Source organism: Sporichthya polymorpha DSM 43042, assembly GCF_000384115.1.
GTDB lineage: Bacteria > Actinomycetota > Actinomycetes > Sporichthyales > Sporichthyaceae > Sporichthya > Sporichthya polymorpha.
In genome coordinates, this window is sequence record NZ_KB913029.1 from 3,615,477 (window position 1) to 3,634,002 (window position 18,526).

17 protein-coding genes and 2 pseudogenes are annotated in these 18,526 nt (G+C 66.3%); 7 read left to right on the forward strand and 12 right to left on the reverse strand.

What is annotated here, in order from left to right; all coding sequences use genetic code 11:
• Window positions 1-370: 370 nt before the first annotated feature.
• The 3 genes from SPOPO_RS0117550 to SPOPO_RS0117560 all read left to right on the forward strand — a co-directional run bounded on the left by SPOPO_RS0117550 (window position 371) and on the right by SPOPO_RS0117560 (window position 2,290).
• Window positions 371-652: a transposase gene (locus SPOPO_RS0117550; RefSeq protein WP_019876258.1), complete on the forward strand. Its 282-nt coding sequence runs from the start codon at window positions 371-373 to the stop codon at window positions 650-652.
• A gap of 35 nt (window positions 653-687) precedes the next feature.
• Complete coding sequence (locus SPOPO_RS30285) at window positions 688-1,524, forward strand: IS3 family transposase (RefSeq protein ID WP_019876259.1); 837 nt, start codon at window positions 688-690, stop codon at window positions 1,522-1,524.
• Window positions 1,525-1,942: 418 nt separating this feature from the next.
• Complete coding sequence (locus SPOPO_RS0117560) at window positions 1,943-2,290, forward strand: DUF7674 family protein (protein ID WP_019876260.1); 348 nt, start codon at window positions 1,943-1,945, stop codon at window positions 2,288-2,290.
• Window positions 2,291-3,044: 754 nt separating this feature from the next.
• Here SPOPO_RS0117560 and SPOPO_RS30290 read toward each other — a convergent pair.
• The 5 genes and pseudogenes from SPOPO_RS30290 to SPOPO_RS34420 all read right to left on the reverse strand — a co-directional run bounded on the left by SPOPO_RS30290 (window position 3,045) and on the right by SPOPO_RS34420 (window position 6,456).
• Window positions 3,045-3,608, reverse strand: a complete 564-nt coding sequence (locus SPOPO_RS30290; protein WP_019876261.1) for a RipA family octameric membrane protein — start codon at window positions 3,606-3,608, stop codon at window positions 3,045-3,047.
• A complete protein-coding gene (locus SPOPO_RS36175) occupies window positions 3,608-3,910 on the reverse strand; it encodes a DUF7701 domain-containing protein (protein ID WP_028984872.1) in 303 nt (100 codons plus the stop codon). The genes SPOPO_RS30290 and SPOPO_RS36175 overlap by 1 nt, the downstream gene beginning before the upstream one ends.
• 4 nt (window positions 3,911-3,914) lie before the next feature.
• Window positions 3,915-4,334 (reverse strand): TIR domain-containing protein, encoded by a 420-nt coding sequence (locus tag SPOPO_RS0117575; protein WP_211210914.1) that lies wholly within the window; start codon window positions 4,332-4,334, stop codon window positions 3,915-3,917.
• Window positions 4,335-4,416: 82 nt separating this feature from the next.
• A pseudogene (locus SPOPO_RS32035) lies at window positions 4,417-5,307 on the reverse strand (site-specific integrase); the annotation flags it as partial.
• 81 nt (window positions 5,308-5,388) lie between these two features.
• Complete coding sequence (locus SPOPO_RS34420; protein ID WP_156869996.1) at window positions 5,389-6,456, reverse strand: hypothetical protein; 1,068 nt, start codon at window positions 6,454-6,456, stop codon at window positions 5,389-5,391.
• A 188-nt stretch (window positions 6,457-6,644) separates the two neighbouring features.
• Here SPOPO_RS34420 and SPOPO_RS0117585 point away from each other — a divergent pair, with 188 nt between their 5' ends.
• Window positions 6,645-7,721: a hypothetical protein gene (locus SPOPO_RS0117585; protein ID WP_019876264.1), complete on the forward strand. Its 1,077-nt coding sequence runs from the start codon at window positions 6,645-6,647 to the stop codon at window positions 7,719-7,721.
• A 47-nt stretch (window positions 7,722-7,768) separates the two neighbouring features.
• Here SPOPO_RS0117585 and SPOPO_RS0117590 read toward each other — a convergent pair whose 3' ends face one another.
• The 4 genes from SPOPO_RS0117590 to SPOPO_RS0117605 form a co-directional block, all read right to left on the reverse strand.
• Complete coding sequence (locus tag SPOPO_RS0117590; protein WP_019876265.1) at window positions 7,769-9,343, reverse strand: hypothetical protein; 1,575 nt, start codon at window positions 9,341-9,343, stop codon at window positions 7,769-7,771.
• Between the two features lie 65 nt (window positions 9,344-9,408).
• Complete coding sequence (locus SPOPO_RS0117595; protein ID WP_019874070.1) at window positions 9,409-10,317, reverse strand: IS3 family transposase; 909 nt, start codon at window positions 10,315-10,317, stop codon at window positions 9,409-9,411.
• Complete coding sequence (locus tag SPOPO_RS0117600; RefSeq protein WP_019874071.1) at window positions 10,314-10,607, reverse strand: transposase; 294 nt, start codon at window positions 10,605-10,607, stop codon at window positions 10,314-10,316. Before SPOPO_RS0117600 ends, SPOPO_RS0117595 begins: the two co-directional genes overlap by 4 nt.
• Before the next feature lie 9 nt (window positions 10,608-10,616).
• A complete protein-coding gene (locus SPOPO_RS0117605) occupies window positions 10,617-12,731 on the reverse strand; it encodes a DNRLRE domain-containing protein (protein WP_169577217.1) in 2,115 nt (704 codons plus the stop codon).
• A 495-nt stretch (window positions 12,732-13,226) separates the two neighbouring features.
• Between SPOPO_RS0117605 and SPOPO_RS35700 the strand changes: the two are divergent.
• Window positions 13,227-13,976: pseudogene (locus SPOPO_RS35700) on the forward strand (IS3 family transposase); the annotation flags it as partial.
• Here the strand turns inward: SPOPO_RS35700 and SPOPO_RS0117610 are convergent.
• The 3 genes from SPOPO_RS0117610 to SPOPO_RS35920 all read right to left on the reverse strand — a co-directional run bounded on the left by SPOPO_RS0117610 (window position 13,936) and on the right by SPOPO_RS35920 (window position 16,212).
• Window positions 13,936-15,243 (reverse strand): tyrosine-type recombinase/integrase, encoded by a 1,308-nt coding sequence (locus SPOPO_RS0117610; protein ID WP_084671235.1) that lies wholly within the window; start codon window positions 15,241-15,243, stop codon window positions 13,936-13,938. The pseudogene SPOPO_RS35700 and the gene SPOPO_RS0117610 overlap by 41 nt on opposite strands.
• A 121-nt stretch (window positions 15,244-15,364) precedes the next feature.
• A complete protein-coding gene (locus SPOPO_RS0117615; protein WP_019876270.1) occupies window positions 15,365-15,820 on the reverse strand; it encodes a hypothetical protein in 456 nt (151 codons plus the stop codon).
• A gap of 167 nt (window positions 15,821-15,987) precedes the next feature.
• Window positions 15,988-16,212, reverse strand: a complete 225-nt coding sequence (locus SPOPO_RS35920; RefSeq protein ID WP_019876272.1) for a hypothetical protein — start codon at window positions 16,210-16,212, stop codon at window positions 15,988-15,990.
• A gap of 194 nt (window positions 16,213-16,406) precedes the next feature.
• Here SPOPO_RS35920 and SPOPO_RS30300 point away from each other — a divergent pair, with 194 nt between their 5' ends.
• Together SPOPO_RS30300 and argS are read left to right on the forward strand one after the other, a co-directional pair.
• Window positions 16,407-16,850 (forward strand): response regulator transcription factor, encoded by a 444-nt coding sequence (locus tag SPOPO_RS30300; protein WP_211210917.1) that lies wholly within the window; start codon window positions 16,407-16,409, stop codon window positions 16,848-16,850.
• A 10-nt stretch (window positions 16,851-16,860) separates the two neighbouring features.
• Window positions 16,861-18,522: an arginine--tRNA ligase gene (gene argS, locus SPOPO_RS0117630; RefSeq protein ID WP_019876274.1), complete on the forward strand. Its 1,662-nt coding sequence runs from the start codon at window positions 16,861-16,863 to the stop codon at window positions 18,520-18,522.
• Window positions 18,523-18,526 lie beyond the last annotated feature (4 nt).

The following is an 18,526-nucleotide window of genomic DNA, read 5'->3' on the forward strand; positions in this document are numbered from 1 at the left end:
ATCTTCTCGCCGCGTTCGGTTTAGCCGGCGACTTGGCTCCAGCGGCATGCTTCGTGGCGGAGCAGGACGGCTTCGAGGAGGGCTTTGACGAGGGTCTTGCCTTCTTCGTCGAGGCGGTTGGTGGCTTCGAATTGCAGGAGTAGGTCGTCGTCGGGGTCGCGTTCTTCGGGGTCGAAGACGAGCGCGTCCGGTGCTGACCGACAGCGCGAGGGAGAGGGTTGCGCAGGGCGTCGAGGTTGGGTGGGGGTCTGCGTCTAGTCAAGTGATCTGGCCCCAGCGTCGACATGAATTTCGGCCTGTGCGGCCCCCCGATATCTGGTCCATCTCACTTGAGAGTGTGTCGACAAGTGAGAGGACCGGTGTGAGGTAAATGGCCGCGGCTAAGAGACTGACGGCGGAGCAGATTGTCGCGAAGTTGAGAGAGGCCGAGCGCCTCCAGGGCCAGGGCGCGACGATCCCGCAGGTCTGTAAGAAGCTCGGCTGCAGCGAGCAGACGTTCTACCGGTGGCGGACCAAGTACGGGGCGCTGAAGGAAGACGAGGCGATCCGGCTCAAGCAGCTGGAGCAGGAGAACGCCAGGCTCAAACGCATCGTCGCCGAGCAGGCTTTGGACATCTCGATGCTCCGGGACTTGAGCAAGGGAAACTTCTAAGCCCGGCCCGGCGGCGGGACGCGGTCGCGCACCTGATGAAGCGGTACAAGGTGAGTGAGCGGCGCGCTTGCCGGCTGGTCGGGCAGCACAGGTCGTCCAATCGCTACGTCGCGGTGCCCGAGGACTTCGAGCTCAAGCTGGTCGATCGGATGATCGTGCTGGCTGAGGAGAACCCCAAATGGGGCTACCGGATGATCCACGCCCTGCTCGTGGAGGAGGGCTGGCCGGTCAACAAAAAGCGCATCGAAAGGTTATGGCGGGCCGAGCGGCTCCAGCTGCCCCCACGGCGCCCGAAACCTCATGGCCAGAAGGCGATCGGGAACGACGAGAACAGCATCTGGCGCCTGCCGCCCCGGTATCAGAACCACATCTGGTCCTATGACTTCATCAAGCGCAGGACCAGTGACGGCCGGCCGGTGCGGGTGCTCAACGTCATGGACGAGTTCACCCGCATCGGTGTCGGGTCCTTCGCCGCCCGGGCGATCGGCGCTCAACAGGTCCAGAAGCACCTGGAGGCCGTGTTCGCCGCGCACGGCAAGCCACGGATCATCCGCGCCGACAACGGGCGGGAGTTCATCGCCGACCGCCTGCAGGACTGGCTCGCTGAGCAGGGGGTCCGCGGGGTGTTCATTGCCAAGGCCAGCCCGCAGCAGAACGGCTATTGCGAACGGTTCAACGGCTCGATGGAGACCGAGGTGTTTGGCCACGAGGTCTACCACTCGGTGCTCGAGGTCCAGGTCGTCGTGGACGAATGGCTCGAGAAGTACAACACCCGCCGGCCGCACCGCTCGCTAGGTGGCAAGACCCCAGCCGCCTACGCGAAGATGATGCGGAACCAGGGTCGCGACGAGTGCAGTGGTGGGGGTGGCTGAGAGTGCCTACCACCACCCGACGTGGACCAGTTCGATCTTGCCCGAACCGACCACCGAGACAGGTGGTCCGAACCCCAAGCTCAAACTGCAGGTGGACCAGGCGACGGGGGCTGCTCATCCACCACAACTGCGACGTCCTCCCCACGCCGTCAGTTTCCAGTGACAGGCTTCAGAACATCGTCAACAACCTCTATAAGGGCACGACGAGCCCGAATCGCGTGGGCGACGGCACAACGATGGACGCGATTCGGCATGAACGAGCCACCGGCAATTCGGTCGGCGGCAAGTTCCACGCCACAAAAGGAAGGGAGTCACTTCGGGGCTTGGAGAAATGGCTGGACAGAAATCCGAACGCTGGTCTCCACGACCGGCGCGTAGCAGAGAGCTTGGCGGACGAACTGCGATCGGCGCTCAACTCATGAGCGCGACGACGGTCTCCTTTGCGTGTGCGCTGGTTTACCACCACCCGCAGCTACTGCCGATTCTGGAGGACCATCTCGAAGCCAACGACGGTGAGGTCCTGCCGCATTTGCTGCTGTCCGATGTAATCCGCTTTGCAGCTGCTAACTGGTCGAGTCAACCGGCGATGGCCGCCAGCATCATGAGGTGGATAGACAACGCATACGCCTGCGGCGACGAAGCCACCCAGGAGCTGATCGTGGTCAGCGGTGTCGAAATGATCCCGGATCCTGGTGAGGCAGGATCGGAGCTGCGGCACCTCCTTGGCGAGGACCTTCGAGTAATGGACCCTTGGCACGGTTCTTGACGACACCGGTTCGTGGGACGCTCTCGAAACCGATCCTCGCCTGTCTAGGCATCTTGCTCCAACGAACCTCCGGTGGCCGGCCTTCGGAGTATCCCGAGAGTGGACTGCAGCAGCGCCCGAATAGGTGGGCCTTCACACCCTCATTGAGGTGAGCGCCCGCGGATCGCGTGGGCGCCGCACTCAGGGGTGACGCGATGACGTGGGCGACCTATGCGTGGCTGGCGCAGCCGAAGGGAAGAGCCGGGTGCAGCGCCGGGCTGGTGACCCCGGGACCACGCCGAACAACAACGGACTGCCAGGCCTTGACGTCCTGCAGGAGATGGTCGGAGCTCTCCTCACCTGGGGGTCCGATCGCCTGCGTCGCCGGGCTCGTCGTCTCGGCGATCGTGCGGGCCTTCGGGCATCACCAGGGCAACTTGTCAACGGCCAGTTCGCGGTCCCCACTGGTGGCCAACTAAAAGTCCCCACCCCTCGCGGTTGATCAGCTCGCTTGGCGGCTCCTTCCCGCTGCCGGTGTGACGGCGGTTCGGGCTTCGCGCATCCGGTAGCTGTCGCCGTTGGTGATGACGCACAGGGGTTCGAGTCCCCTCAGCTCCGCCCCGAAAAGCCCAGGTGAACGGCCCTCCCCGATCCGTCGGTGAGGGCGTCGTCGTCACTGAGTGACTCACTGAGTGACTAGCATCGGTTGTCGTCAACAGGCTGAGAGCGAGTCGGCAGACTTGGGGCGCGTTTCGTCCAACCCGCGAGCCAGACGTCATGCAACTGCCATCACCATCAGACTTCCGATCACGGCGAACCCCCAGACGACGGCGAGTGCGATAGGAACCAGCGCCTCCCGTTCGGTGAACGATTTATACAGGGAGGGTTTCTCACCCTTTCCGAGAGCAATCCACTCGGCCCTGTAGATCGCCGCTGCTAGGTGTTCCTCCATGCTATTAATCACCACGAACTTGCCGCGGTTTAGTTGGCCGAAGCTGATCAGCAGAAGCCGCCAAACGATGCATACCGCAGCTCCGACAATGGACAGCACCAGTATGGACGCGGCGGCCAATACCGCCCCCTCGCCGCGTTGCAAGATAAGACCGACTGCTGTGGCCAAGGCGCCGTTCAGTGTAACGAAGTAGGTGTTCGCCGATCCTCGACGCGAGACCAGGGCCTCACTGCTCTGTACCATCAACTTGTAGAGTTCGAAGTATTGAGGCGCGTTTTCGGGAGGAAAGGCGAGAGCAGACTTCGCGGCGGTTAGCCGGTCCTGCTTCTCCTGATCGGATTCGTCGGTATCTTCACCCGAGCGCAGCCATCGAAAAATCCCACCCATCAGGGCTTCCCCGGCATGGCCCTGGCGACCGCTCGTATGGCCTCCACGTATGGCCGGTCCTGCGCTGCTACGTCCGCTGCCAAGTCCGTGTAGGGCACGAGAGCCTCGTGGCTCTTATCGAGACCCGACATCCAGGCCACCCAAGCGTTGTGCACATCGGCGGGTGAGACTTCTTGACCGCGCGCTAACAGAAGAACGGCGTAAATTCGGAACAGCTCAGCCGTATCGCCGCTCGGCATTCGGGACTCTGGAACTGCGCGCCGGATTCGCGCCGCAATCTCTTCCAGATAGTTGGATGTCACGGCCTTAGGTCCAAGTCTTCAACCAAGCGACGATCTGGTCGAAGTCCCATCGGATTACGTTGGTGGCAGGAAGGCCCAGCGGGTTAGGGTGAGTCTGGTCCTTGCTGATCTGGATCCCGAACATGTAGTGATTCTGTCGGGCTGTCTCGGCGATCTCCCATAGCACCGCCTCGGATTTGTGCGTTGTCGGCCCGACAAGGACGATCGTGCCTGTCGTACGGGCGATACGTTCTTTGCACTTAGTCTTCCAGGCCCTGTCGAACGGATCCTGAACCGAATAGTCGACGAACTCGATATCGTTCTTCTTGTCTTTGGCGTGCTGAACCAGAAAATCCCGCGCCCAGCGATCTTCCATTTCGAAGCTGATGAAGGCTCGCGGTGCCATGTTTTGCATTCCTCCGTCGGGCCGATGCAGGAAATTCACGTACTCCCGGTTCCTGTGGAAGAGCTTATCCCCGCCGACTGACGGAGGCGCAGCGCTCGTCGCGTGTGCCGTCGAATCCGGGTTAGCCACCTGCAACGTCAGGGTCGGTCACGGTCTCGAAGAAGCGGTGCATTGCCTGCGCGCCATCGGCGATCACGGGACGGATCTGCTTGCAATACACCAGTTCGGTCCACCGCGCTGCCGCTGTGCCCGACGAGGCCGGAGATGTTCTCCAGCGGAACGCTGGCGTCGGACAGCAAGGAGACGAAGCTGTGGCGCAGTTCCCGCGGAGTCCATTCCGCGGGGTCGAGCCCGGCGAATTTGGCCACCCGGCGGACGGCTCGACGGACGTTGTGGGCATCGAGCTGGGTCCCGAGGGCGGAGGCGAAGACCAGGTCCAGGTCCTGCCACCGGCTCTCCGCGGCCAGGCGGATCGCGGCCTGCCGAGGGCGGTGCTCGATCAGCGCGTCCACGCATCTTCGGGGGAGCGCCAGCGTCCGCCTGGACTTCCGCATTTTGGTGTCTCCCCCGGCCCGGGCGGACCGCCACAACATCACGGTCGGTGGGACAGGTTGGCACGAGTCCGGATTGCCGAACAGATCGACGTGCGACCAGGTGAGCGCGCGTAGCTCCTCGGTCCGTGCCCCGACAAGCAGGGACAGGACGGCGTAGGCGTGAAGGTAGCTGTGTGCCGCAGCATCGAGGAGCGCCTCGGCCTGCGCCAGCGTCAGCGCTTTCGACGCCCGCCCTCCTTGCCGGTCGGCAGCTCGGCGAGCAGCACCACGTTGCGCTTCACCTGGTCCCGGGCCTGGGCACGATCGACAGATCGCTTGGGGATCGACCGGAGGTTCCGCAGCGAGCTCGTGCTCAGCTCGGAGGCCTTCGCCGCCAACCACTTGTCCACGTCGTCGGCTGAAAGCTCGACCAGCTTGCGCTTTCCGAGCGCCGGAATCACGTGGCCATCGGCCAGGAACTTCTACTTGTCGCGGGTCGCCTGGTTGCGGTCGCTCAACCCGAGGCGGAGCGAACACCTCAGGGTTGCTCGACCCGCCCATCAGCCAACGGGATCGCGTCTACTTCCTTCAATCTCTCGCGTTACGGGAGTGTACTTATCGACGTAACCGTCTTCAGATGAATCAGCCAGACCGTCATGGTCGATGTCGTCACCCGGGGCTGGCGCGGTGGCGCGTTCAACACGTTGCAACTCCGCTCCAGCGAAGTCGTAGAAGATCAGCTCGCCACCCTGCAGGCCGAGTCGGGCCAGTCGCAGCATCCACAGGTCCACAGATGTTTCTCCGCGACTCGGCTTTGTGGCGGGGGAAAGGTTGGCGCACGGGGCCGCGTCCTCCGGCGTCCCGGCGCCGAGCGCCAAACCGTCCTCGCCCATAACCCACCGGCCTTTCGCGGGCGATCCACTGTCGTGGCCCCGCCACGTGCCGTCCGAGCGGAACTCGACGAACGGCTGGTCGCATCCCTTGGCCCGCGGGGCAACCAGCTTCCAACGGCCCAGAACGTCGGCCCGGGATGGAGCCTGCACTCCGGAGGGCAACGGTAAAGCGGGCTGAGTGTTCGATTGAGCGCGATCGTCGCGGGAGGGGTAAGGGCCAGTTTCCTGCTCGAAATACGAGGATTCGCGCGGACGATCTGCCGGCACGGACGCCCCCGCCTTCAGATGAGCGATCGGTTTGGTATTGGAGTCGAGCAGATCCCAGTCCGCGCCGTCTTTGCGGTAAGCAGCAACACGATCGAGCCATGCGGGCTGGGCACGCTCGGACGCCGGGCAGGCGAGGTTCGCGAGACTGCTTACACGCGCGGCATTGCCGAGAAACAGTCCGCCGCGCGCTGCCCACGTGCCGCCGAAGGTGGCGCAGGGTCTGAGGACGCTGAGGTAGCCGCCACTCAGATTTAGAACGGTCCCGTCCGGTTCAGCCTCGGCCTGCAAGCCCCACAGTCCCTGCAATCCGAGCTCGGCAGCCTCTCCGTGCCCAGGGTGCTGGGCCAACTGTTCGGCGGCCCCCCTGCTCGCGCCACCGCAGCCCACAAGCCCAAGCCCAGTAAGGAGCGCTGCGCAGGCGACGGCGAGAACCTTGCTAGCAGGCCGGGTGCGGACCGAGATGCTCACGGAAGGATGATCGACGTTGGGATGGGCCCTGGCGATGGCCCGTTCGGCCACAATCCACGGGCGGGATCGCGTTCGCGGAAGATCTTGTCAATCCGTACGCGCGCAGGCGACGGCCCGTATGGCCCGTCCACGTACCGCTGGTTGTCCAACGAGTATCTCGAGAATCACTTCACGGAAGGAGCCCCCTGATGTCTGTCGTCGAGCGAGTGGTCGCGGCAACTGGCTGCGACCCCGAGGCGTCTTGTCTGACAATCGTGGCCGATGCGGAAGTGTTAGAGGTGCTCGCAGGGTTCGACGCGGAACCAGAATCCTCCCCCTTGGAGGAAGGCTCGACGGCGGGCGGCCTGGGGCTCATCTGCCACCAGTTCGTCGCAGGTGTGGTGACAGTCGAGCCCCACAGCACGCTCGGGCTGACGTCTTCACTTCTTCGGGAGCTCTCTTGCGGCAGGCGTGCGAGTTCCTTCTGCTGGACATCGGACGGTGAACGGATCATTTCTCTCGCGGCAAATGGTCGGATGGTCGTGGACGCGGCTGACATCCGGTCGCTGTACGGCGCGATTCTGATTGATGGCCGGCCCTGGGACCGCCCACCCGCGACCGACGACATAGTTGAGCACGGCCTGCGGCTCCTGGAGCGGTTCGTTGGCGTGACAGTTGAGCAAAGGGGTCTGGTTGCGACCAGCACCCACCGCGTGAAAATGGCGACTCCGAGGGTGCAGTCCTCCGCGTCTACGCCGGCGCCGTCGCCGCGAACTCGGCTCTCCATGACAGCGCTCAACGAGAAGGACGTGGAGGCGATCGAGGAGATTGCGGCCCATTCCAGTGAGTGGAATGTCGGGACGACTGCCTTCACGCTGCACCAGATGGTTGAGCTCACTCACGCCGCGAAGAGCGCGACCGAAGGGGGTCGGCGCCGCGCGGCCCGATGCGCCTTGGAAGTTGCAATAGAGGCGGTTGGGCTACGTGACGACGAAGACGTCCGAGCGGGCATCATCGAACTCGAGGCCGAGCACCCGGAACCCTCTGCCGCCACTCTGCGCCTGGTGAGGCGTCACACGGAACTGCCGGACGATGTCGATGAGCCGCCGTCGTATCACGCGTTCCTTGCCCTGCATCACGCCTTCCGTGCGTCCACCGTGGGTGGGTCGCTTGACGTCCTGTGGCGGGCCGCTCTGACTTTGTCGAGAAGCGGGGCGACCCCGGATGCGCTCGACAACCTGAGACAGGACGCTCTGCGGTCGTTCGTCGCGATAGGACCGAGTTAGCGTCCGTGGGTGGCACCGTTGCTGATGCCACCCACGTGACGCGCAGTTCAGTCCTTGAACGCGACGTAGAAGCCGTCTCCGTCCAGTACCCGTTCGTTATCCTGCCAGTTTCGTCGGGCAGCGCCTTCGCCGGCGTTTTGCTTCGCGGGAACGTAGCAGCGTGTCCAGCCCTCTCGCCGGTACGCGTGCTCCGCAAGGGCATAAGGAACGCTGGTCGTAGGCGGCACCCTGCAGCCAGGGAAGGTACGCCCACCGCCGCCACTCGAGGCACCTTGGTAGGTAGCCGCGAACGGGTACTCGTCGCACCAGTACTTCACGCCATCCACCACAAGGGCCCCGAAGCTGTCGGGACAGGCGATATCCCGATTGTTCTCCCGCTTCCTCTTGTTCTTCAAGCGGGTGAGCGGTCGACCCTCAGCCGGCGAGCCGGGCAACCCAGCCTGCTGAGCCCAGTCAACATGATCGGCCACTGCCTTGTACCGATCCAACCGGATGCGGAAGGTCGGGACGTAGTCCGGGAGGATGCAACCAGGATTGCGCGTCGTGTACAAGATGTCATCGCAGCGCGTACGCGGCATGGTGTCGAGGAACGCCGCCGGAAGCTGGCCAGGCGCGGAGGCGTCGACGACTACCTGCGGCCTGAACGTCTTGGCTTGGCGTTCGCTGACGCTAACGGAAAGCTCCGCGCGACCCTCCCAGTGGTACGGGCTCGGCACGTTGTCATCAGCCCAATGCATGGAGGCCTGCTTGACCGAGCTGCATTGAGGGCACTGCACCGTCATCTTGAGGACGCTCGGAATGGCAGGCGCCTGGCTTCGGCCGGGATCGAAGCGGACGTCGAAGTCCACGTACCACTTGGTGCCCTTGGCCCACATCTTGGTCTTGAACTTACCCAACGCCTTCGCGCGTGAGGGTGAGGCGTGGTATGTCCAATACTCGAATTCGCAGGCCTTTCGACGGTCAAACTGCACGAAGCCGCGGAAGTGAGCGGCTTGCTCCTCCAGCCTGGTGGGATCACACGCGTCGTCCCACTTGGTCGGCATCGCAACGCCGGCCGCCGACATCATTTCGTCCTCGGGCTCGTTCGCATCGGGCAGGTTTTCCCAGCCTTTAGTCCAGCAACTATCGGTGCAGTCGGCGAGGCTGAGGGTGCCGACGGTCTCCTCCTCCGGCGCCAGTTGGCCGGGAAGAACTAGGATCGGGCCGTCCATCGATTCGGAATACTGCTCAACGGGCAGCGGTGGCATGTCCTCAAGTCCGGCGATGGTGAACTCGCAAAACTCGGACCACACCGGGCTGGTTGTGGAGTCCGTGCTCCGAGCTCGCCACTTGTAGGTGACTCCCTCCGTCAGGGCTATGGGGACTTGCCATGCGCCCGCTGCGCCTTCAGGGACCGTGCCTGAGCGTCCCGATGCAACCAGGGCCGGGTTGGACGCGAGGTCGTCGAGGGGCACGGAGCCGTTCAGTTCGTATACCTGGGCGTCGAAGCTGGAGGACTCTGCGCCGCCGGCTGTGTCCAGGTCTTGAATAACCGCGCTCAGTGTCGGGCTGACCGTAGGGAAGGCCGGCCGCCCCGACCCGCTAATGCAATCACTGGTCAGCTCCGGCGTTTCCTGACCCATGTCCTCGACGGGGATCTCGTTCCAGGTGACTAGGTGAGAATCCCCTCATTTCGTGGAGGGTTCCGTTATGCAGCTGATGGTGCGTCAGTGAGCATCATTTCGTATCGGACCGGTGGCAGTCCAGCCGCGGTGGTGTGCCGGCGGCGATGGTTGTAGAACTCGTAGCACCAAGGTCCGATGACCGCGCGGGCTTCGGCCTTTGTCGCGAACGTGTGCCGGGACAGGACCTCGTGTTCAAGGGTGGAGAAGAACGATTCCGCGGCTGCGTTGTCGAAACACGACCCGACCCTGCCCATCGACTGGCGGATCCCGAGCTGCTCGGCGCACAGGCGCCGGAAGTCCTTGGCGGTGTAGGTCGAGCCGCGGTCGGTGTGGAAGATGACACCCTCGATCACCGACCGGCCACCGCGCACAGCAGCGGCGATCTTGATCGCATCCGCAGCCAGCACCGCGTCCGGGTGCTCGCTCATCGCCGCGGCCAGCAGCCGCCGCGAGTACAGGTCGATCACGGTCGCCAGGTAGAGCTTGCCCTCCCCGGTCGGGACCTCGGTCATGTCCCCGCACCACTTGCGGTTCGGCGCCGCTGCGCTGAAGTCACGGCCCAGCAGGTCCGGGAACTTCGGCGCGGCCTTGTCCTGGCGCGTCAATCCCTTATACCGCTTGGGTTTGCGCCCGAACAGGTACTGGCGGCGCATCGAGTCCGCGACGGTGTTCACGCTGACCTGCCAGCCGGCCTCAACCAGATCCAGATGGATCCGCGGCGATCCGTAAATGCCCCCCGAGGCCTCGAAGCACCGCCGCACCTCAGCATCGAGCAGGGCCCGGCGCTGGGCCCGCACCGTCGGGGCCGGGTTCCCGACCCGCGCCAGCCACTTGTAGAACCACGACACGCTCACCCCGAGGATGGCGCAGCAGACCGCGTGGGGCACCCGATAGGAGGTCCTCTGGTCGGCGATGAAGCCCGCCACGCTCACTTCGTCGCCTCCTTCACCCACAGGACCACGGAGCGCTTGAGGACATCACGTTCCATCCGCAGCTCGGCGACCTCCGCGCGCAGCCGCTTGAGCTCGGCCAGGTCATCGGCCGTGAGCTGCCCGTTCCCGCCCTCGCTGGCCCGGTCCCGGGCGACCCAGTTCCCCAGCGTGCCCTCGTTGATGCCCAAGTCCCGCGCGATCGCCGCGATGGACTTGCCCGGGTTCTCCCGGACCAGCCGCACCGCCCCCTCACGGAACTCGGCGTCGAACTTCCTTCTCGTCTCTGACATGGCTACTCCTCATAGCTCATGCCTCCACGGAAGTGGGGGATTTCCAAGGCGCTGGTACGGCGTCCAGGAACTCTTGGCCCCGAGGCTGTCCACCGTCCGCATTCGCCACTCGTAGGGGTGTCCAGAAAGGAGATGGTCTGCGGGCACGGAATACGTTGAAAGCTGGCCCGATGCTACGACCGAGGATCCGATAATGTCCGAGTCCTCGTTGGGGAGCTCGCTGTTCACGAGGATCTCCCCGGTCAGGGAGTCGCGAACTTCAAACTCGCCGCGGAGTTCGCCGCTGCCCGAGACCACACCGCTTAGTTCGGGTTCGAGGCCGTCAACTTCGGCGTTCCACGTGGGCGCCAGCCCCGTCGGGGTTCCCGGGGTATCGACGACGAAGATGACGTAGCCGTCGGACCAGGCGCTGTAGTGCTGGCCGTCCCAGGCGCGGGCGCGGTAGGCGTAGGTGCCGTCGGGCAGGTCGATGGGGGGTGTCCAGGCGACTGGGGTGGCGGCGCCGGCGGTGACGGTGACGGTCTTGCTGCCATAGGTGCGGCGCGCAGTTGGGCTCTGAGTGCCGCCGTCCCAGATCTCGAAGTCCATGCGGACGCTCCCGCCGTCGTCGTCCTTTGCGTTGCCCCACAGCAACGGCCGGGGGACGTTCACGACGGTGGTGTGGGCGCACGTCTGGCAGGTGCTGACCTTCCGCCCCACCGGCTGGTAGGGGACCTTGTTGTAGGTGATGGACAGACGAGGGACGCGGGTGCCGCCGTAGTCGGCGGAGTGGAAGCGCTTCCAGGACAGGGAGTCGTTCTCGTTGCCGGCCCTGATCATGAACCCGTAGTTCGGGGTCGCGCCGCTGATCCACTGCTCGACCAGGCTGCGCAGGCCTTCGTTGTTGAAGTGGATGTAATCGGCCGGGCAGTTCGCGTTGTAGCCGTTGGCATCGGTCACGGACACGAACGGGGTCTGGATGTGCGCCGGCGCCCCGGAGGTCCAGGTCACGTTGGCCGGTGACCAGGTCTCGTAGATGCGGTGCAGCCCGACCGGGGTCTTGGTGCACGAGGAGGAGTAAGTGTTGTACAGGTAGAAATCGGCTTCGAGGACCTCGGTGCCGGCGTCCGATCGCAGGTCCGCTACGTGGAACTTGATCAGCGACCGCGCCTTGGTGGAACCGCCGTTGTATGACCCGGCCTTGAGCTCGACGCCGCCGTTCTGGTTCGAGTTGAGGTCGTTCTGAATGAGGGTGTCCGAGGACGTGTAGACCACGACGGCGGGGTCGACAATCAGGGGATAGGTGATGTCCGCGTCGGCCAAGAACGCCGGGTCGGGCTTGAGCACGACCTCGCCGCCGCTGGCCGTTGGGTTCACGGTCATGTCGACCACGGCCTGCTCGGCCGGTTCACCGCTGGTGGCGCTGATCTCGTCGCCCCACATCATCGGAACCGGCGCCACGGCGACCTTGGCACCGGTGTCGTCCACCACCGCGAGCCCGCCCTGGGTGGTCTCTTTGACGCTGACCTCGTCGCCGGTCACCGGCAGCCGGAACGTCGGTGCTTCGCCCGGCTCCGGTCGCTCCTTGATGATGAAGTACTGCTCGAACCCGGTCCGGGTGGCGGTCAGCACGAGATCGACGCCGGGCTGGACCTCGGGGTAGGTCGCGGTGAACCCGTCGATGACCGGTGTCGGCAGGGTGCCCTTCCAGCCCAGCACGACCTCGCCGCCATCGAGGGAGGCGAGCTTGTGCACGGTGTCCGCGGTCCCCCCGGCCGGGGCGAACTTCAACGACTCGGGGTGCGCTTTGGGCGCGATCGTGCCGTCCGGCCGCTGGACCAGGCTGATGTCGACATCGCGCCACTGCCCGGCGGAATCACGGAAGCGGATCGGCGCGCCGAAGTAGTCAGTTTTCGTCGTGCCGTCCGCGTTGACCCAGGTCGTCGAGGTTTCCGTCCGGTCGGCCAAGCTTTCAACGGGGCCGCCCTGACGCGCAGCAGCCTCAGCCGCCGCCGCTCGGTCGGCCGCCTCGGTCACCGGCTCACTCACCGGCGACGGCGCCACGATCGTCGTGGCCTCGGCTGGGGACGAGGCCGAGGACGCCTGCGCCATCGAAGCAAGCAGGGCAGCAGCGGTTAGCACCACCGTCCCAGGCTTGAACAGGCTGGCTTGACGACGCGCCATCGATGTCCCTCTCAGCGGAATCACAACTCAGAGGAAGATCGGCATCGCCTACCCACGCCCTTGAGCCGCTGCCCTGGGCCGAAAGACCCAAATCTGGTCAGGACCAACGGCCCACCCAAGGCGCCGCGAGGCATGGGGCGGGCACCTCGGACGATCGCCAAGATGGAGAAGGTCCGCGGCTCGGAGGGGGACCTGATGCCCGCACCCTGTGCCTTGCGGCGCGCCCACTCGCTCGCTCCCGTCTCCAGCGAACGGACCGCCGCATCCACCCATAACTCCGGCTGCCCATGCTGCTCGCCGCCCTCCGCGACCGCGGCCACCGTCCGTTCCGGTCTCCGCTGTGCCCGAGCGCAGCCCGACGGCTCACGCATCTTGCTCCAACGAACGGGTCTGCCCCGACACGGTTGACTCCTTGCCTGTGAGGATGCGTCCTCACCGGAAGGCTGATCACCATGCCCAAAGCCCTTCCCAACCGAGTTCCGGAACGATGTCGTCGCGGTGGCCCGCAAGGGCGAGGCCCCGCTGTCCCAGATCGCCAAGGACTTCGGAATCTCCGAGTCCTGCCTGCACCGCTGGCTCAAGCTCGATAACATCGAGACCGGTGTCCGCCCAGGAACGACCGCCGCGGACTCGGCCGAGCTGCGGGAGCCGAAGAAGGCAACAAGTTGCTCGAGCAGGAGATCCTGCGTCGGGCGGCGGCGTTTTTCGCACGTGAGTCGCTCCCAGAATGATGTACCCGCTGGTCCTTGACCTCCGCCGCGGCCGGCATTGCCGTCGCGGTGACCTGCCGGCTGCTGGGCTTCTCCAACAGGCCTTCTACGCCTGGCGTGCTAACCCGGTCACCGATCGGGAATGGTCTGACGCATCTGATCGAGGCCGCAAGGAACATCCATCACGACGACCCGACCTTCGGTTATCGGTTCGTCGCCGACGAGCTGCCCGCCCAAGGGCATCAGCGCAGGGGAGCACCGGGCCGCACGGCTCTGCTCGCAGGAGCGGATCTTCTCGCTGCACTCGGAGAAGCGGAGCTTGAACCGCCGACCCGGGCCGCCGGTGCACGAGGACCTGATGCACCGTCAGTTCAACCCAGAACGGCCCGATGAGGCTTGGCTGACCGACATCACCGAGCACGCCACCGGCGAGGCAAGCGTGGGAGCTCTGGGCCTTACTGAAGAGCGGCTCTCCTCATTCGCCGGGCAATCTCTTTCGGTCGGTCTTGAGCGACGCGCTGGTAGGCGAGAGCCATGTTCGGGGTGGTGTGCCCGAGACGGTCTTGGAGTTCGCGCACGGTAGCGCCCGCGAGAGCCGCCCACGTCGCCCCGATGCCCCGCAGATGATGAAACACCAGATCGTCCCGGCCGATCTTGTGCCGGGCGGTTTCGAATGCCTCCCGGAGTACATCGGCCGAGACGTTGGTCGTCGGATCCGTGGCCGAGGGGAAGACCCATCCCTTCCGGCCCGGGGCGCTGTAGCTCTCCAGGTGCTCGCGCAACGTGGGAAGGATGTCCGGATCGACGGGGACGGACCGGATGCCGGCCTCGCTCTTGGGCAGCTTCACCTCCCGGCCGGAGCGGGTCCGCCCGACCGAGCGGCGAACGTGGATAACAACCCAAGGGTCGGGATCCGCGAGGTCGCTCAGGTCGACGTCCGCGCGCTGCAGCCCGATGACCTCCCCAATACGCAGACTCGCCCATACGCCGAGGTCGATGGCGGCTCGATAGTGCGCGGGCATCGCTTCCCTCAGCGCCTCGATCTCGGCGAGCGTCGCGGTGCTCGGTTCCTTCGCACGCCGGTATTGACTCGCGCCCTTCACCTTGCAGGGGTTGGCCGGAATCACTTCGTCGGTGACGGCGGTGGCCAGGATCGTCTTCAGCAGGCTGTAGGCGTTCGCGACGGCCCGAGGCTTGCTCTTGTCCATGCTCCCGTGCCACTCGCGCACGGCGGCGGCCGTTATTTCGGCGAGGGGCACCTCGCCCCAAGACGGCAGCAGGTGCCGATCCAGCAGCGAGCGGTACAGATCTGCCGTGCGCGCGGCCAGATGCCGATCGGCCAGCCACTTGTCGGCGTAGGTCCCGAAGGTCAGCGCCTTGTTCTCGGCGGCCTCGCGGGCGGCCCGACGCTCCACCGGGGGCGTCCAGGTACCGGCCTCCAGCGCGGCTCGCTCGCGGGCGATCCAGGCGTCCGCCGCCTTGCGCGTGCTGAATGTGAGGGGCTGGTCATCAGCGGTGCGGGCGGGATACCGGACGCCGTCCGCGACGACGCGGGCCTGGAACCGCCCCGAGGGCAGCTTCCGGATGCTTCCGCTCGTGCGGCGCGGGCGGCGCTTCTGCTCGGTCATCCGCGGGGCTCCGTCCCGGCGGCAGGTTGGGGACAGGAGCCATCCTGCCGGGGGTGCCGCGTGCCCTAATTGTGCCCTAAGCAACGCACTTTGAAGAACCCTGGGTTCGTCGTGGTTCACCGTGCGAATCGGCATCTTGGCTGGTCAGAGGCGGTTTTCTCCCACTTCGGCCAAGGAGTGTGCTAGCAGCCGAAAGTAAGGTTCGAATCCTGCCGGGGGCACACATCTCTTCCTTGGCGCGGATGCGCCGAACCACCTACCGCCGTGGCCCACTGATCGCGCTGATGCTGCTCCGATGGGTGACGGTGGCGCGGCGGACGGCGGGAAAGTCACCGGGGGCGGCCGAGCGGGTGCGGCCGGACCAGAAGTCGACGGCTGTACCTCCGGTCTTCGTGTGGCCGATCTCGGTCGCAGCCCGGACGAAGACGCGGACGTTGCGCGGGGTGCGGAACTCACCGCAGCCGTTGCGGTCGGTGCGCGCCGAGCGCAGCGTCGTCTTCTTCCCGTTCACGACGCGGACGAGGTACACCGGTTCGTCGGCGTACGGGGTCCCGGAGCGCTGCACGCCGTCGAAGCCGTTGCCCTCCCAGGTGAAGCAGAACGTCACGCGGGAGGCGGCCGAGGCCGGGGGAGCGGCGACGACTGCGAGGCCCCCGATCAGCAGCGCCGCCGAGGTGGTGGCGACGACGGCGCGATGGTGACGACCAGCCATGAGACCTCCCTTGCCGACCTCCCTCCAGCACACGCGCGGAGACGACCGGCATCAATCAAGGGCGGGCCAAGCCCGGGCCGGGGGCGCGAGGCGCGGGCCCGGACACGCAAAGACCCCCGGTCGAAACCGGGGGTCTTTGGCGTGAACGACAAACGGCGGGACGAACGTCAGCTCCCGCAGTAGGAGCCGAGGATGGCCTTGCCGACCGAGTCGATCGGGTACCCGGTGCAGGGCAGCGGGTTCATCGGGGCGGCGTCGGGGGTGGCGGCCGTGGCGGCCCCACCGGAGACGAGGACTGCGGTGACAGCGGCGCCGGCCGTGAGGGCGGTTCGGGCGGCGAACTTGGCGGTCCGGGTGGGCTTGCGGTGGCGACCGGGGCTGTTGCTCTGCATGAGCCACTCCGTGGGAGAGATGTGCGTACGGGGAAACAGGGCCGTGGCGGGGGCGCGACGGTCCTTGCTGTGGATACTGCCGGGACTGTCCGGGTTTTTCCAGGATGTCCTTGCAGCTTTTCCGCAGAATGCACCGATCTCATAAATCGGGCAAAACGCCCGGACGGGGGTGCGGCCGTCGATAGTCTCCGAGAGTGCGGACACCCACCCTCCGCGTGCTGGTCGTCGACGACGACGAGCCCGTGCGGCGCCTCATTCGCCTGAACCTCGAGCTGGAGGGGTTCGAGGTCGAGCAGGCGGCCGACGGTCGGGAGTGCCTGACGATGGTCCGCACGAACCCCCCGGACGTCATCACGCTCGACCTCGTGATGCCGGCCATCGACGGGCTGACCGCCGCCGCGCGGCTGCGTGAGGCCGAACACAGTCGGCACATCCCGCTCGTGCTGATCACCGCCGCCGCGACGCCGCGGGACCGGGTCCGGGCGGACGAGATCGGCATCGACGCCGTCCTGACCAAGCCTTTTGCGCCCCAGGACCTCGTCGCGACGATCCGGCGAGTGGCGGGCGCCACGGTCCGTCCGCCGCTCCCGGCCGAGCCCGCGCGTAAGTCGGAAGAGCGCACCTCGACGGGCCACTAGGCTTCCGCGGGTGACTCCCGCCGAGCTTGCTGACGCCGTCCAGATCGCCGTGTACACCGCGGTGCAGGCCGGTGAACTCGAGGCTGAGGTCCCCCGGGAGGTCCACGTCGAGCGGACCAAGACCCGGGAGCACGGGGACTACGCCACCAACGTCGCCATGCAGCTGGCCAAGCCGGCCCGCAAGCCCCCGCGCGAGATCGGCGAGATCCTCGCCAAGCACCTGCGCCGCGCCTCGGGCATCGAGCGGGTCGAGGTGGCCGGGCCGGGCTTCCTCAACATCACCCTGGACTCGGGCGCCGCCGGCCGCCTCGCGTACCAGATCGTGCTGGCCGGGACCGCCTACGGCCGGTCCGAGGCCCTGCGCAAGCAGCGGGTCAACCTGGAGTTCGTCTCCGCGAACCCGACCGGTCCGGTGCACCTCGGCCACACCCGGTGGGCCGCGGTCGGCGACAGCCTGCGCCGGATACTGGAGGCGGCGGGCGCCGACGTCGCGAGCGAGTACTACATCAACGACGCCGGCGTGCAGATGGAGAAGTTCGCGCAGTCGCTGCTCGCGGCGGCCCGCGGCCTCCCCGCCCCCGAGGACGGCTACGGCGGGCAGTACATCGCCGACATCGCCGCCAAGATCCTGGAGTCGGCCCCCCACCTGGCCGACGCCCCGGACGCCGAGGCGCTGCCCGAGTTCCGCGAGCGGGGCTACCGGCTGATGCTCGCCGAGATCGCGGCCAGCCTGGAGAAGTTCGGCGTCCACTACGACGTCTGGTTCTCGGAGCGGAGCCTGCACGAGTCGGGTCGCGTGGACCGGGCGATCGAGACCCTGCGCGAGCAGGGTCACGTCTACGACCTCGACGGCGCGGTCTGGCTCCGGACCACCGACTTCGGCGACGACAAGGACCGCGTCCTGGTCAAGGCGGACGGGGAGAAGACCTACTTCGCCGCCGACGCCGCCTACTACCTCGACAAGCGCGGCCGGGGCTTCGACACCTGCATCTACATGCTCGGCGCGGACCACCACGGCTACATCGGACGCCTGCAGGCGCTCGCGGCCTGCGCCGGTGACGACCCGGACACCGCGGTGCTCGTCCTGATCGGGCAGCTGGTCAAGCTGCTGCAGGGCGGCCAGGAACTGAAGATGTCGAAGCGGGCGGGCACGATCGTCACGCTCGACGACCTCGTCGACCTGGTCGGCGTCGACGCGGCGCGGTACACGCTCGCCCGGTCCTCGACCGACAGCCAGCTGACGATCGACGTCGAGGAGATCACGCGGCAGGCGCCGGAGAACCCGGTCTACTACGTCCAGTACGTGGCCGCGCGGACCTTCCGGGTCGCCGCGAACGCCCGGGACCTCGGCATCGACTGGTCGGCGCCGGAGTCCTTCCGGCCGGAGCTGCTCGCCGACGACCGCGAGGCCCGGTTGCTCGCGGTGCTCGGTGACTTCCCGCGCGTCGTCGCCTCGGCCGCGGAGCTGCGGGAGCCGCACCGGATCGCCCGCTACCTGGAGGAGCTCGCCGGCGTCTACCACCGGTTCTACGACGGCTGCCGGATCCTGCCCCGCGGGGAGGAAGAGGTCTCCGACCTGCACAAGGCTCGGCTCTGGCTCAACGACGCCACCCGCACGGTGATCTCGAACGGCCTCGCGATGCTCGGCGTCTCCGCCCCGGAGCGGATGTGAGCGC